The sequence below is a fragment of the Blautia sp. HA9023 genome (assembly GCF_056504095.1).
The window spans coordinates 204,103-217,085 of record NZ_JBWLUR010000003.1; the positions used below are offsets into that span (position 1 = coordinate 204,103).

Here is a 12,983-nt window from a genome sequence, read left to right on the forward strand (position 1 = left end):
GCGATGGAGTTAAAATAGTGGATACTTTCTGCGGGGTTTTTGCGTTTGCCAACCTGTAAAGTGACAGAAGCCTGTGTGTATTGACGGTGGAAATTGAAATGCCCGAGCATCTTCCTGCTGTATCCGGCGCTTCAGCATGCTACTTTTGATAAAGCCTTCAATCTTATCGGAAATTTCTTGGACGGTCATAGTACAGAGATCCAGATTGATAAAAAGCACAGCATTCCCTTTATATTCGGTAGCGCAGCTTGCCGGGATCGTATTTTCCAGATAATTGCAGATGGCATTGAGGGTCAGATTTTTCTGATCGATCAGCCCGGTCTGGATCAGGATGCATTGATACATATGGGAAGAAAGCCACCCCACATTTGTCAGCTGCTGGCTGACTTTTACATAATCAGCTCCAGGGTCTGTCAGGATGGATATAAAAATCTGATGCAGAGGAAAAGCTTTATCCCGGTTGTGCATGATACCTGTGGAAAGTGCATGAGATACCATTTGGGAAAGGTACTCCAGGACGAAACCAAAGGTGTCATCCAGAGGAACTTCACCTCCGGAAAACATCAGTCTGTATACGGCCTTGTCATTGTTGGAAATGTTTACACAGAGAGAAGGAACCGTAAGGCCATTTCCCGGATAATAAAAATAACCAGTTTTATAAAATGCTTCCTCGTAATGAGGGTCCTGCTTCAGACTGTCCACAATATCCCAGGTATTTTCGCTGGAACCCAGAACGGAATTGGAGAGATCACCCAGGTCCCAGCCTCTGGAAGCAATGATGGTAAAATCCATGCCGATCAGCATCATTGGATTTGGAATGATGGAAGTGGTAAGATCCAGAAGCTCCTGAATAGAAGCGTTTCGAAGACGGGAATCCATCAGAGACTGATTCCACTGGTCATAAAGGATAAAAATATCCTGAAGTTTATTAAAAACAGTGTTAACAGGAAGGTCTTCAGGGATGATACACATATTTGGCTGGGATAATTCGTAATTCTGATAAGCTTTTCCGATCATCAGGAACAGGATATTTTTGGGATGATGAAAAGTTGGCTGAAAATCCGGATCTGTGATGAGGTAAACACGTCCATCCTGAAGAGGCATGCTTTTTTCAAAACAGGAAGGGCAGGAAAGCGTGGGAAATGTATCCAGCCTGGATGTATGTATGGAAAATGATTTCTGTAAGTGATAACAGATGATTTTTGCACTGAGTTTCAAAGAAAATCCTCCTTCCTATATTTTATAGGAAAAAATAGAAATAATCACCATATTATGTGGAATTGTGATTCTTCTGATTTTCAGTATAATAGAATCATAAAGAAAAAACAAGTGCAGAAATAAGCCTTTTATATTGGGGTGTAGCAAAACAAGTGCGGAAAAAAGGCTTTCCTGCATAATAACGTAGCGGAGGTGTTTTTATGTTAACAAAAAGACAGAATATGATGGAAGTAATCCGTGGAGGAAATCCGGATCGTTTTGTAAAACAGTATGAGGGACTGACCTTTGTTCTGAATACTCCCTATCAGCAGCAGTATCCGATGATGCCGGAAGGACCTGGTGCACCAACAGTAAAATGTGGCTGGGGATATTATAATTCCTGGCCGGCAGGAACGCCAGGAGCGTTTCCACTTCATGATCCCGAACATCTGGTATGCCCGGATATCACAGAATGGAAAAAATATGTAAAAGCACCGGATATCAATTACACAGCAGAAGACTGGAAAGCATGCCAGGAGACCATTGCCGGAATTGATAGGAATGAAACAATGGTTGCCACACTGATCGCACCGGGAGTTTTTGAGATGTGCCATTATCTCTGTGAAATTCAGAATACTATGATGAATTTTTACGAAGAACCGGAAGCCATGCATGAACTGATCGAATATATTACAGAGTGGGAACTGAAATGGGCAGAGCAGATCTGTACCTATATGAAACCGGATGTTGTATTCCATCATGATGACTGGGGAACACAGAAATCTACATTTATCAGTGTGGACATGTTCCGTGAATTCTTTATGGATTCCTACAAACGTATTTATGGCTATTACCATGATCACGGGGTAGAACTGATCATTCATCACAATGACAGTTACAGTGCAACACTGGTTCCAACAATGATCGAGATGGGAATTGATGTATGGCAGGGATGTATGTCAGTCAATGATCTTCCAAAACTGATCAAAGAATATGGAAAAGATATCACATTTATGGGCGGTATCGATAATGGTAAAGTAGATCGTTTTGACTGGAATCAGGAAATGATTGAAGAAGCAACCGATCAGCTTTGCAGAGACTGTGGTAAACTTCATTTTATTCCATGTACCACCCATGGCCTGAATTTTTCCTGCATCCCAGGTGTTTATGAGGCAGTAGATCAGGAAATCGATAAAATGACGAAAGAAATGTTTTGATCGAATTCAGATTGGCCTATATAACTATATAATAGGAAGAAAATAAAATAAATAAAGGTCGGAAAAGCCTGCAAAACTCAGCAGAAAAGCGCTTTCCCGGCCTTTTTTCTGTGAAATTTTGGAAAAAATAAATTTGTAAAGCAAAAACCCTTGACAGGCATGCCGGAATCGTGTATGATAGCCAAGGTGATTACAGATGGAGAAATTTGTAGAGCAGACTTTTTTATTTGATTTTTATGGAGAGCTTCTGACAGAGAGGCAGCGGCAGGTGTACACCAGTGTGGTATTTGAGGATTATTCCTTAAGTGAAGTTGCTGAGGAACTTGGCATCAGCAGACAGGGTGTACATGATATGATCAGACGGTGCAATCGGACGTTGGAAGAATACGAAGAGAAACTCCATCTGGTCGAGAAATTCCTGAACATCCGCAGTCAGGTTATGAAGATCCATGAACTGGCTGACAAGTACCACGCCGAAGATATTGCGGCGATTTCCAATGTGATATTAGAGGAGTTATGATCAATGGCATTTGAGAGTTTAACAGATAAACTGCAGAATGTATTTAAAAAGCTGAAAGGCAAAGGCCGTCTTACAGAGGCTGATGTCAAGGTTGCGCTGAAAGAAGTTAAGATGGCACTTCTGGAAGCGGATGTTAACTTTAAGGTCGTTAAGCAGTTTACGAAATCTGTTCAGGAAAAGGCTATCGGACAGGATGTTATGAATGGTCTGAATCCGGGACAGATGGTGATCAAGATCGTAAATGACGAGCTGGTCAATCTGATGGGAAGTGAGACAACAGAACTTCCGATCAAACCGGGAATGGATCTTACCGTTCTTATGATGGTCGGCCTCCAGGGTGCAGGTAAGACAACAACGGTTGCCAAGCTGGCAGGCAAACTGAAATCCAAAGGAAAGAGACCACTGCTTGTGGCCTGTGATGTTTACCGTCCCGCAGCGATCACACAGCTGCAGGTGAATGGTGAGAAGCAGGGCGTCGAGGTCTTTTCCATGGGAGACAAGCAGAATCCCGTGGACATTGCAAAAGCAGCTATCGAGCATGCGAAATCCAATCAGCAGAATGTTGTACTGATCGATACCGCAGGACGTCTTCATATTGATGAAGATATGATGCAGGAGCTTGAGAATATCAAGGCAAATGTGAATGTGGATGCGACAGTGCTTGTAGTTGATGCCATGACAGGACAGGATGCGGTGAATGTAGCGCAGAACTTTTCTGATAAAGTCGGCATTGACGGCGTGATCCTGACCAAGATGGACGGTGATACACGAGGTGGAGCTGCACTTTCCATTAAAGCCGTAACCGGCAAACCGATCTTCTATGTTGGTATGGGAGAGAAGCTTTCGGACCTGGAACAGTTTTATCCGGAACGTATGGCTTCCAGAATCCTTGGTATGGGCGATGTGATGAGCCTGATCGAGAAGGTGGAAGCATCTGTGGATCAGGAACAGGCCCAGGAGATGCAGAAGAAGCTGAAGAAAATGGACTTCGACTTTAATGACTATCTTACCAGCATGGAACAGATGAACAAAATGGGTGGTATTTCCAGTATCCTGAACATGCTTCCTGGAATGGGCGGCAAGATGAAAGATATCGAGGGCATGATCGATGAGAAAGCTATGGATCGCACCAAGTCCATCATCCTTTCCATGACACCTCAGGAGAGAAGCAATCCGAACATTCTGAACATATCCCGTAAGAACCGCATCGCCAGAGGTGCAGGCGTGGATGTCACAGAAGTAAACCGTCTTGTGAAGCAGTTTGAGCAGAGCAAGAAGATGATGAAACAGATGCCGGGCTTAACAGGCGGCAAGATGAATATGGGAAAAAGAGGCGGCTTTAAGCTTCCCTTTTAATAAACAACAATAAATTTTTAGAAAGATAATTGGAGGAAAACAAAAATGGCAGTTAAGATCAGATTAAGAAGAATGGGACAGAAGAAAGCACCTTTCTATAGAATCGTAGTAGCAGATTCCCGCTGCAAACGTGACGGAAGATGTATCGCAGAGATCGGAACATATGATCCGAACCTTGGCCCAAGCGTATACAAAATCGACGAAGAGGCAGCTAAGAAATGGCTTGCAGCTGGTGCTCAGCCTACAGAAGTAGTTGCTAAGCTTCTTAAACTTGCCGGAATCGAGAAATAATACCTGACAGATTTAAGATCTGTGGGCCCCGTAAGGGCAGAGCAAGGAGGTATGTAATGAAACAACTTGTAGAAGTAATTGCAAAATCTCTTGTTGAAAATCCGGATGAGGTAGTCGTTACTGAGACTGAGAAAGACGACGCGATTGTTGTTGAACTGAAAGTCGGACCGGCCGATATGGGTAAGGTCATTGGAAGACAGGGAAGAATTGCCAAGGCAATCCGTACTGTTGTGAAAGCGGCTTCTTCAAAAAGCAGCAAAAAAGTGATTGTAGATATTCTGCAATGAAAAATGAGACAGGAGCTGTGGATTCCATGGCTCCTGTTTTTACTCTGAAAGGGAGCAAAAATGGAAGATTTATTAAAAGTAGGAGTTATCACAACAACGCATGGTGTCCGTGGTGAAGTAAAGGTTTTTCCAACAACGGATGATGCAGAGCGTTTTCTTGATATTGAATATGTGCTTCTGGATACAGGAAAAGAACTTCGCAGACTGAATATTCAGAATGTAAAATTCTTTAAGAATCTTGCGATCCTGAAGTTTGAAGGCGTTGATAATATCAATGATATTGAAATGTATAAAGGCCGTGATCTCTGGATTCCGCGTGAGGAAGCACAGGAGCTTGGCGAGGATGAATATTATGTGGCAGATCTGATCGGAATGGATGTACTTCTGGAGAATGGGGAGAAATTCGGAGTACTCCGCGATGTGATGGAGACTGGTGCCAATGATGTTTATATCGTAGATCGTGTGGATGGAGAGGAAGTTCTGCTTCCGGCGATCCATGACTGTGTTCTTGATGTAGACGTGGAAAAAAATACCATGACTGTGCATTTGATGAAAGGGCTTGTTTAAATGAATTATCATGTACTTACACTGTTTCCGGAAATGATCGAGAACGGAATGAACACAAGTATTACAGGCCGTGCGATTACAAAGGGACTGTTATCACTGGAAGCGATCAATATCCGGGATTTTGCCTTCAACAAGCACCAGAAGGTAGATGATTATCCATATGGCGGCGGTGCCGGAATGCTGATGCAGGCAGAACCGGTATATCTGTCCTATGAATCCATTGTAGAGCGCATCGGAAGAAAACCACGTGTGATCTTTCTTACTCCTCAGGGAAAAACTTTCAACCAGAATATGGCGAAAGAGTTCGCACTGGAAGAAGACCTGGTTTTTCTCTGCGGTCATTATGAGGGAATTGATGAGCGTGTTCTGGAAGAAATTGTGACGGATTATGTTTCTATCGGTGATTATGTACTTACTGGTGGGGAACTTCCGGCTATGGTTATGATGGATTCCATTTCCAGAATGGTACCAGGAGTTCTGAATAATCAGGAATCCGGAGAGACGGAATCTTTTTCCGGAAATCTTCTGGAATATCCCCAGTACAGCCGACCGGAAGAATGGCATGGAAAAAAAGTTCCGGAGGTGTTGCTTTCCGGACATCATGCAAATGTGGATAAATGGAGAAGAGAGCAGTCTATTATCCGTACTGCCAAATGGAGACCGGATCTGCTGCCAAAGGCCGATCTTACAAACAAAGAGTGGAACGAGGTCCGCAGGCTTCGCAAACAATGGAAAGAGGAAGTGGAAAAATAATTATGAAAACATCAGATTTTTATTATGACCTGCCGCAGGAACTGATTGCTCAGGACCCGCTGGAGGACAGAAGTTCTTCCAGACTGATGCATCTGTCCCTGAAAGACGGAAGTATCGAGCATCGTCATTTTACCGATATACTGGATTACCTGCATAAGGGAGACTGCCTTGTGATCAATGACACCAAAGTTATTCCGGCACGTCTTTACGGACATAAGGAGGAGACAGGAGCACTGATCGAGATCCTGCTTCTGAAACGCCGTGAGAATGATATCTGGGAGTGTCTTGTAAAGCCCGGCAAAAAGGCACGTCCGGGTGCCAAAATTACTTTTGGCGATGGCATTTTAAAAGGTGAGATCATCGATATTGTAGATGAGGGAAACCGCCTGATCCAGTTCCATTATGAGGGAATTTTTGAGGAAATTCTGGATCAGCTGGGAGAAATGCCGCTGCCGCCATATATTACCCACAAGCTGAAAGACAAAAACCGTTATCAGACCGTGTATGCCAAAAATGAAGGATCTGCTGCCGCACCGACTGCAGGACTGCATTTCACACCGGAACTTCTTGAGAAGGTAAAAGAAATGGGTGTGAATATTGCCCATGTAACTTTACATGTAGGCCTTGGAACGTTCCGACCGGTAAAAGTGGATGATGTGGAGAAACATCATATGCATTCGGAATTTTACATTGTGGAAGAAGATCAGGCAAAACTGATCAATGATACAAAGAAAAACGGTGGAAGAGTGATTTCCGTGGGAACTACCAGCTGTCGTACTCTGGAATCCGCAACCGGAGAAGACGGAATCGTAAAAGCCGGAAGTGGCTGGACAGAGATCTTTATCTATCCAGGCTATAAATTCAAAGCAATCGATGGACTGATCACCAATTTCCATCTTCCGGAGTCCACGCTGCTGATGCTGGTTTCTGCCCTTGCAGGAAAAGAGCATATTATGGCTGCCTATGAGGAGGCGGTGAAGGAGAGATACCGTTTCTTCAGTTTTGGTGATGCCATGATGATCGAGTAACAAGATTACAATTATCTTTCATATAAAAATCCTGACAGATTTTTGCATGGATCATGCAATATCTGTCAGGATTTTATTTTATCTATTCATCGCTGTTATCTGAAAAATCTGCCTCTTCATCGGAACTGTAATCTTCTTCGTCCGAGGTATCATAATCTTCTGAAGTATCGTAATCCGAACCATCCGATTCATCTGAAAAATCAGAGTCTGTATCCGATTCAGATTCATCGGAAGTATCAGTGCTTCCGGATGCGTCATCTGCAGAAACAGTATCAGAACTGCCTGTATCGCCAGAGGATTTGGCTGTAGAATCTGCTGTTGGAATCGCTGCGCTGCGTTCATCAATCTTGGATTTGATTCTGGTGGCTTCATCGCCGGTAGCAGGGGTTGGCTGATAGTTGTTATAACCGTCTGCAGAAGAAATGGAGCAGGGAATGATATTTGTTACATTATCTGCCTGTACACCGTCGGAGGTGATGGTAAAGGTCTGCTGAAAAATCATGGTATCCATATCGCTTGGCGAGCTGTTTCCGCCAAAGCAGAAATTTCCAAGACTGTAAACGATATTTTTGCCCTTGTAAGTTTCAATTCCCTGAAGTACATGTGGATGATGCCCGCATACCAGGTCCGCACCTTCATCAATGGCCAGACGTCCGAGAGTCATCTGATTGGTATCCGGAACAGTTTCGCTCTCATTGCCCCAGTGGAAGATTACAATAACAAGCTCTGCGCCGTCTGCTTTGACTTTGGCAATATTATCTTTCAGCTGTTGTTCACGGCCAAGATGGTCTTTCAGTTCATAAATTCCCACAAGTCCGACTTTAACGCCCTTGATGTCCATAACTGCAGTATCATCATAGCCAAAATGGATGATCCCTGCGTTATCCAGAGCAGTCAGTGTGTCCGTGTAACTCTGCTCTCCGTAATCATGACTGTGATTGTTGGCAGTATTTACGGCTTCTATGGAACCACTGGTTAGGATCTGTGCATATTCGGCAGGTGCTTTAAATGCAAATGTTTTATCTTCACGGGTATCCGAATCCGTAAGTGTTCCCTCAAAATTGGCGATGGTCAGATCATCAGCTGAAAAAATACTTTTTACATTCTGGAAAAAGTAATCTTTTCCGTTGCTGTCATAATAGGCGTTCAGACTTGTGTCATAATCAAAGGTTTCGTCTGTACCAAGGGTGCAGTCGCCTACAACACTGATGGTCAGTGAAACAGGATCTTTCTGAGCTGCTTTTGCGGTTTCTTCGGATTTTTTCGCCTGGGCGGCTTCCTGTGCTTTTTGGATGGCAGCAGCTTCGGCGGCTTTTCTGGAAGAAATACAGGAGCGGGCAGAGAAGATAATTACAAGAAGCAAGATCAGAAATCCTCCTCCCGCAAGCATCATTTTCTGACGTCGTACCTGCTGATATCTGGAATTTTTTTTGATGTTTTTTCTGCGGGATGTGGCAGAACTGTGTGTGGACGGACGTTTGTTTACCCGCGAAGTGGTTTGGCGATGGCCGCTTTCTTTCTGACCGGAACGATGTGTATGTGTCTGTCTGGCCTGGAGTGCTTCTTTTCGTGCCAGTTCCGGATCATGTCTGTGCGGCGGCTTTCGATTATCATTTGCCATACTTTTTCTCCTTCATATGTAAAGATACATTTATTATAGGAAGAATTGGAAGTAATGTAAAGAATGAATACCGGACTTTGCAGAAAAAAGAGTTTTTGCTATAATGGACAAGGCAACACAATTGTGGCTTTAAGCTGCTGTAAATAAAAAATACAGGGAGATCAGAAAAAAATGGTATTATATATCGGAAATCATACAAGTTCATCCAAAGGCTATGCAGCCATGGGACGTCAGATGGTAAAAAACGGAGGAAATACGTTCGCATTTTTTACCAGAAATCCAAGAGGCGGTAAGGCGAAAGAGATTGATCCGGCAGATGTGGAAAAGTTTCTGGAACTTGCCAGAGAGCATCATTTCGGTAAGATCGTAGCTCATGCGCCATATACAATGAATGCCTGTGCGGCAAAAGAAAATCTGAGGGATTTTGCCAGAGAGATTATGGCAGATGATCTGAAACGCATGGAGTATACACCGGGGAATTATTATAATTTTCATCCCGGAAGCCATGTAGGGCAGGGAATAGAAGCTGGAATTGCAAAAATTGCAGAAATTCTCAATGATGTTCTTACAGAAGAACAAAGTACCACAGTTCTTCTGGAAACTATGTCCGGCAAGGGATCAGAAGTGGGATCAACGTTTCAGGAACTGAAAGAGATCATTGACCGCGTGGAGAGAAAAGACAAACTGGGGGTCTGCCTGGATACCTGTCACATCTGGGATGGAGGCTATGACATTGTACATGATCTGGATGGAGTACTGACAGAATTTGACCAGGTGATCGGACTTACCAGACTGAAAGCGGTTCATCTTAATGACAGCATGAATGGACTGGGAAGTCATAAAGACCGTCACGCAAAGATCGGCGAAGGAGAAATCGGTCTGGATGCGCTTGTAGAGGTGGTGTGTCATCCGGCACTTAAGGGAGTTCCTTTTATACTGGAGACGCCAAATGATGATGAGGGATGGAAAAGAGAAATTACACTTTTGAGAGAACGATATGCCATGAAAGGAGATTGATTCATGAGAAAGTTTAAATTATTTCTTTTGGCACTGACTGGTGCTGCGATTCTGATGCTGGGTGGCTGTAAGGAGAAGCAGACGTATGATGAAGCTGCTTTTGAGAATGATATGGAGCCGTTGACAGACGATGAATTAAAAGCCATGGATGAGGACAGTGATGATGAAATGACTGCGATGGATGAAGAGGAGATGGAGCAGGCGCAGGATTCTTCAGAGAAAGACAGCACAGAAAGTACAGATCACGCTGCAGAAAACAAAATGGATGAAAAAGGAACGTATACGGACAAAAATGATGTTGCCCAGTATATTTATGAGTATGGCCATGCGCCGTCGAATTTAACTCCCGAGAATTATGAGAATGCAGATAGTATGCTTCCGGTAGAAGAAGGTGTTACTTACCAGCAGTGCAGTCTGGATCCTGAGGGAAAACAGAAATTAATCTATACACAGGATGGAAAGCGTGTATATTATACAGAAGATGATGGAAAATCTTTTGAGGAAATTTATTAGGAAATACAGGTGTACATTTAAGAGTTGACAAAAATGTCCCGGATCATCGTTAAGTGCAATGGTCCGGGACATTTTTTCTATAAAGGTTCTGGAAATCAGTGAACCAGATTTTTCATTTCATCCCCATCCATAAACGCTTTTGCATTTTCCAGGGTTGTTTCAGCAATATTTGTCAGTGCTTCTACTGTGAAAAATCCCTGATGGGAAGTCATTGTAACATTCGGGAAGGACAGAAGACGTTGGATCGTGGAAGTAGGAAGAATGCTGCTTGACATATCTTCATATACATAGGCGGATTCTTCTTCATAAACATCCAGACCAACGGCAAAGAATTTATGATCACGGATACCTGCGATCAGGTCGTCCGTTTTGATCAGTCCACCTCTGGAAGTATTTACAAGGATCACGCCATCTTTCATTTTGGCGATGGTTTCGGAGTTGATCAGATGCTCTGTTTCCGGAGTCATCGGGCAGTGCAGACTGATCAGATCGCTGGTGGCAAGAAGTTCGTCCAGTGAAACATATTCCAGAAAGTCAAGATTTTTATTTGGGAAAAGATCATAAGCGATTACTTTCATACCGAAGCCACGGCAGATTTTTGCCATTGCCTGGCCGATTTTTCCGGTACCGATGATACCGGCAGTTTTCTGATAAAAGTTTACGCCCATGAGACCGTTCAGTGCAAAGTTGTTTTCACGGCATTTGATATATGCTTTATGGGTGTGGCGGTTGGCGGTAAGGGCAAGTGCCATGGCGTGTTCGGCAACTGCTTCCGGAGAATAACCTGGAACACGTGCCACCTGGATTTCGTATCTGGCAGCAGTTTCCAGATCAACGTTGTTGTATCCTGCACAGCGCATTAGGATCAGTTTTACACCTTGTCGGTGAAGTTCTTCGATGACCGGTGCGCCAAGATCTGCATTTACAAATGCACAGATAGCGTCGTAGCCGTGGGCAAGAGCTGCAGTTTCCTCATGGATATTTGCTTCAATGAATTTAATCTCAATACCTGGATAGGACGGAAGCAGCTTCTCAAAAAATTCTCTATCGTAGCTCTTAGTGTCATAAAACAAAATTTTCATAATCGTTGCTCCTCTCTGGAAATATTTTATTTTCCGAATAAATAATACCATAATAGTAGGAATTTGGAAAGTGGGAAAATAGATAAAGTTTATCAAAAAAATGATTTTATTTTGGAATTATGATACCACTAATAAATAAAAAATATACGAAATATAAAAAAATACAAAAAAACAGAGAGCATTTTCATGCACTGCTATCTGATAGAACAGATGCAATGAATTATGCATAAAAATGCTCTCTGTCTGTATATCTGATAATTATTCTGCCAGACTGTAAAGATCGGAATAGAATTCCGGATAGGAGATGTTGACACATTCACCATTTTTGATGGAAAGTGTTCCTTCTGAGAGAAGGCCTGCTACTGCGAAGGACATGGCTACACGGTGATCCAGATGAGAATCGATCTCTGCACCGTGGAGAGGTTTTCCGCCATGGATGATCATGCCGTCTTCCGTTGCCTGGATATCTGCGCCCATTTTCCGGAGATTTTCGGTCATAACCTGAATACGGTCGGATTCTTTGACACGGAGTTCCTGTGCATCCCGGATAACAGTGGTTCCTTCTGCAAAAGCTGCCATAACAGCGATCATCGGAAGTTCATCGATCAGAGTAGGAATGATGGCACCTTCTACTGTGGTTCCGTGAAGAGCGGAGGAGCGGATCAGAAGATCAGCAGTAGGCTCACCTTCTGTGGTTTCGTTGAGAAGGGTGATATCTGCCCCCATGGCTTTGCATACACGGAGGATACCGTCACGGGTCGGGTTGATCCCCACATTTTTCAGAAGGATCTCGCTGTTGGGAACAAGAAGGCCAGCTGCGATAAAATAAGCAGCGGAAGAGATATCGCCCGGAACCAGGATCTCACGTCCGTAAAGAGAAGGATCTGGCTTGATGAATGCAGTTGTTCCTTCTGATGTTACATCAGCGCCAAAGTAATTCAGCATGATCTCCGTGTGATTTCTGGAGAGAACCGGCTCTGTTACACAGGTAATGCCGTCCGAATACATTCCGGCAAGGAGTACACAGGATTTTACCTGGGCAGACGCTACCGGAGAATTGTAGTGGATGGCATGGAGTTTTTTTCCGGAGATCTTAAGCGGTGCACATCCGTTTCCGCCAAGGCTGATGATATCTGCCCCCATCTGGGAAAGCGGAGTCATGATCCGTTTCATGGGGCGTTTCTGGATGGAAGCATCGCCGGTAAGCTCTGATACAAAATCCTGTCCTGCCAAGATTCCGGAGATGAGGCGGGTGGTAGTACCGCTGTTGCCTACATCAAGAGTCTCTGCTGGAGTGCTGAGACCGTGGAGGCCTTTTCCGTGAACCAGGATCTCGCCTTTGGTATTTTCTATGTTAATGCCCATTTTCCGGAAACAGGAAATGGTGGAGAGGCAGTCGGCACCTTCCAGAAAGTTTGAGATCCTGGTAGTGCCTTCTGCGAGAGAGCCGAACATAACAGCTCTGTGAGAAATGGATTTATCTCCGGGAATAGAAAGAGAACCGGATAATTTTTTTGCTTTTTTGATTTCCATA

Annotated in this window: 14 protein-coding genes; 10 read left to right on the top strand and 4 right to left on the bottom strand. The window is 43.8% G+C overall.

Annotation, left to right across the window (positions count from 1 at the left end; all coding sequences use genetic code 11):
* Nucleotides 1-9: 9 nt before the first annotated feature.
* The gene (locus AC04Q6_RS02995) at nucleotides 10-1,218 is read right to left on the bottom strand and encodes a hypothetical protein (RefSeq protein WP_476389516.1); all 1,209 of its coding nucleotides are present in this window, start codon (nucleotides 1,216-1,218) and stop codon (nucleotides 10-12) included.
* 200 nt (nucleotides 1,219-1,418) lie between these two features.
* Between AC04Q6_RS02995 and AC04Q6_RS03000 the strand changes: the two genes are divergently transcribed.
* From AC04Q6_RS03000 to queA, 8 genes are all read left to right on the top strand, one after another.
* Nucleotides 1,419-2,414, top strand: coding sequence for a uroporphyrinogen decarboxylase family protein (locus tag AC04Q6_RS03000; RefSeq protein ID WP_021978098.1), 996 nt, complete (start codon nucleotides 1,419-1,421; stop codon nucleotides 2,412-2,414).
* 196 nt (nucleotides 2,415-2,610) lie between these two features.
* Entirely contained in the window at nucleotides 2,611-2,934 is a 324-nt protein-coding gene (ylxM, locus tag AC04Q6_RS03005; protein ID WP_021978097.1) for a YlxM family DNA-binding protein, read from the top strand.
* A gap of 3 nt (nucleotides 2,935-2,937) precedes the next feature.
* Complete coding sequence (gene ffh, locus AC04Q6_RS03010; RefSeq protein ID WP_021978096.1) at nucleotides 2,938-4,290, top strand: signal recognition particle protein; 1,353 nt, start codon at nucleotides 2,938-2,940, stop codon at nucleotides 4,288-4,290.
* Nucleotides 4,291-4,335: 45 nt separating this feature from the next.
* Complete coding sequence (gene rpsP / locus AC04Q6_RS03015; protein WP_119248307.1) at nucleotides 4,336-4,581, top strand: 30S ribosomal protein S16; 246 nt, start codon at nucleotides 4,336-4,338, stop codon at nucleotides 4,579-4,581.
* 56 nt (nucleotides 4,582-4,637) lie between these two features.
* Complete coding sequence (locus AC04Q6_RS03020) at nucleotides 4,638-4,868, top strand: KH domain-containing protein (protein ID WP_015525219.1); 231 nt, start codon at nucleotides 4,638-4,640, stop codon at nucleotides 4,866-4,868.
* 60 nt (nucleotides 4,869-4,928) lie between these two features.
* Nucleotides 4,929-5,435, top strand: coding sequence for a ribosome maturation factor RimM (gene rimM, locus AC04Q6_RS03025; RefSeq protein ID WP_021978095.1), 507 nt, complete (start codon nucleotides 4,929-4,931; stop codon nucleotides 5,433-5,435).
* Nucleotides 5,436-6,188, top strand: a complete 753-nt coding sequence (gene trmD / locus AC04Q6_RS03030) for a tRNA (guanosine(37)-N1)-methyltransferase TrmD (RefSeq protein ID WP_021978094.1) — start codon at nucleotides 5,436-5,438, stop codon at nucleotides 6,186-6,188.
* A 2-nt stretch (nucleotides 6,189-6,190) separates the two neighbouring features.
* Nucleotides 6,191-7,216, top strand: a complete 1,026-nt coding sequence (gene queA, locus AC04Q6_RS03035; RefSeq protein ID WP_021978093.1) for a tRNA preQ1(34) S-adenosylmethionine ribosyltransferase-isomerase QueA — start codon at nucleotides 6,191-6,193, stop codon at nucleotides 7,214-7,216.
* An 82-nt stretch (nucleotides 7,217-7,298) separates the two neighbouring features.
* On the opposite strand, the gene AC04Q6_RS03040 is transcribed toward queA, so the two are convergent.
* On the bottom strand, nucleotides 7,299-8,837 hold the full coding sequence (locus AC04Q6_RS03040; RefSeq protein ID WP_118070095.1) for a CapA family protein: 1,539 nt from the start codon (nucleotides 8,835-8,837) through the stop codon (nucleotides 7,299-7,301).
* A gap of 171 nt (nucleotides 8,838-9,008) precedes the next feature.
* Here AC04Q6_RS03040 and AC04Q6_RS03045 point away from each other — a divergent pair, with 171 nt between their 5' ends.
* Nucleotides 9,009-9,854: a deoxyribonuclease IV gene (locus AC04Q6_RS03045; RefSeq protein WP_118064494.1), complete on the top strand. Its 846-nt coding sequence runs from the start codon at nucleotides 9,009-9,011 to the stop codon at nucleotides 9,852-9,854.
* 3 nt (nucleotides 9,855-9,857) lie between these two features.
* Entirely contained in the window at nucleotides 9,858-10,367 is a 510-nt protein-coding gene (locus AC04Q6_RS03050) for a ribonuclease domain-containing protein (protein ID WP_021978090.1), read from the top strand.
* A gap of 95 nt (nucleotides 10,368-10,462) precedes the next feature.
* Here the strand turns inward: AC04Q6_RS03050 and AC04Q6_RS03055 are convergent, their stop codons facing one another.
* Both AC04Q6_RS03055 and aroA read right to left on the bottom strand, forming a co-directional pair.
* Entirely contained in the window at nucleotides 10,463-11,449 is a 987-nt protein-coding gene (locus AC04Q6_RS03055; RefSeq protein ID WP_118070093.1) for a 2-hydroxyacid dehydrogenase, read from the bottom strand.
* Nucleotides 11,450-11,707: 258 nt separating this feature from the next.
* The gene (aroA, locus tag AC04Q6_RS03060) at nucleotides 11,708-12,982 is read right to left on the bottom strand and encodes a 3-phosphoshikimate 1-carboxyvinyltransferase (protein ID WP_118070091.1); all 1,275 of its coding nucleotides are present in this window, start codon (nucleotides 12,980-12,982) and stop codon (nucleotides 11,708-11,710) included.
* Nucleotide 12,983: the final 1 nt, after the last annotated feature.

Coding starts and splice junctions, on each gene's coding strand:
- AC04Q6_RS03000 (WP_021978098.1), top strand. CDS start 1,419: ATGTTAACAAAAAGACAGAATATGATGGAAGTAATCCGTGGAGGAAAT.
- ylxM (WP_021978097.1), top strand. CDS start 2,611: ATGGAGAAATTTGTAGAGCAGACTTTTTTATTTGATTTTTATGGAGAG.
- ffh (WP_021978096.1), top strand. CDS start 2,938: ATGGCATTTGAGAGTTTAACAGATAAACTGCAGAATGTATTTAAAAAG.
- rpsP (WP_119248307.1), top strand. CDS start 4,336: ATGGCAGTTAAGATCAGATTAAGAAGAATGGGACAGAAGAAAGCACCT.
- AC04Q6_RS03020 (WP_015525219.1), top strand. CDS start 4,638: ATGAAACAACTTGTAGAAGTAATTGCAAAATCTCTTGTTGAAAATCCG.
- rimM (WP_021978095.1), top strand. CDS start 4,929: ATGGAAGATTTATTAAAAGTAGGAGTTATCACAACAACGCATGGTGTC.
- trmD (WP_021978094.1), top strand. CDS start 5,436: ATGAATTATCATGTACTTACACTGTTTCCGGAAATGATCGAGAACGGA.
- queA (WP_021978093.1), top strand. CDS start 6,191: ATGAAAACATCAGATTTTTATTATGACCTGCCGCAGGAACTGATTGCT.
- AC04Q6_RS03040 (WP_118070095.1), bottom strand. CDS start 8,837: ATGGCAAATGATAATCGAAAGCCGCCGCACAGACATGATCCGGAACTG.
- AC04Q6_RS03045 (WP_118064494.1), top strand. CDS start 9,009: ATGGTATTATATATCGGAAATCATACAAGTTCATCCAAAGGCTATGCA.
- AC04Q6_RS03050 (WP_021978090.1), top strand. CDS start 9,858: ATGAGAAAGTTTAAATTATTTCTTTTGGCACTGACTGGTGCTGCGATT.
- AC04Q6_RS03055 (WP_118070093.1), bottom strand. CDS start 11,449: ATGAAAATTTTGTTTTATGACACTAAGAGCTACGATAGAGAATTTTTT.
- aroA (WP_118070091.1), bottom strand. CDS start 12,982: ATGGAAATCAAAAAAGCAAAAAAATTATCCGGTTCTCTTTCTATTCCC.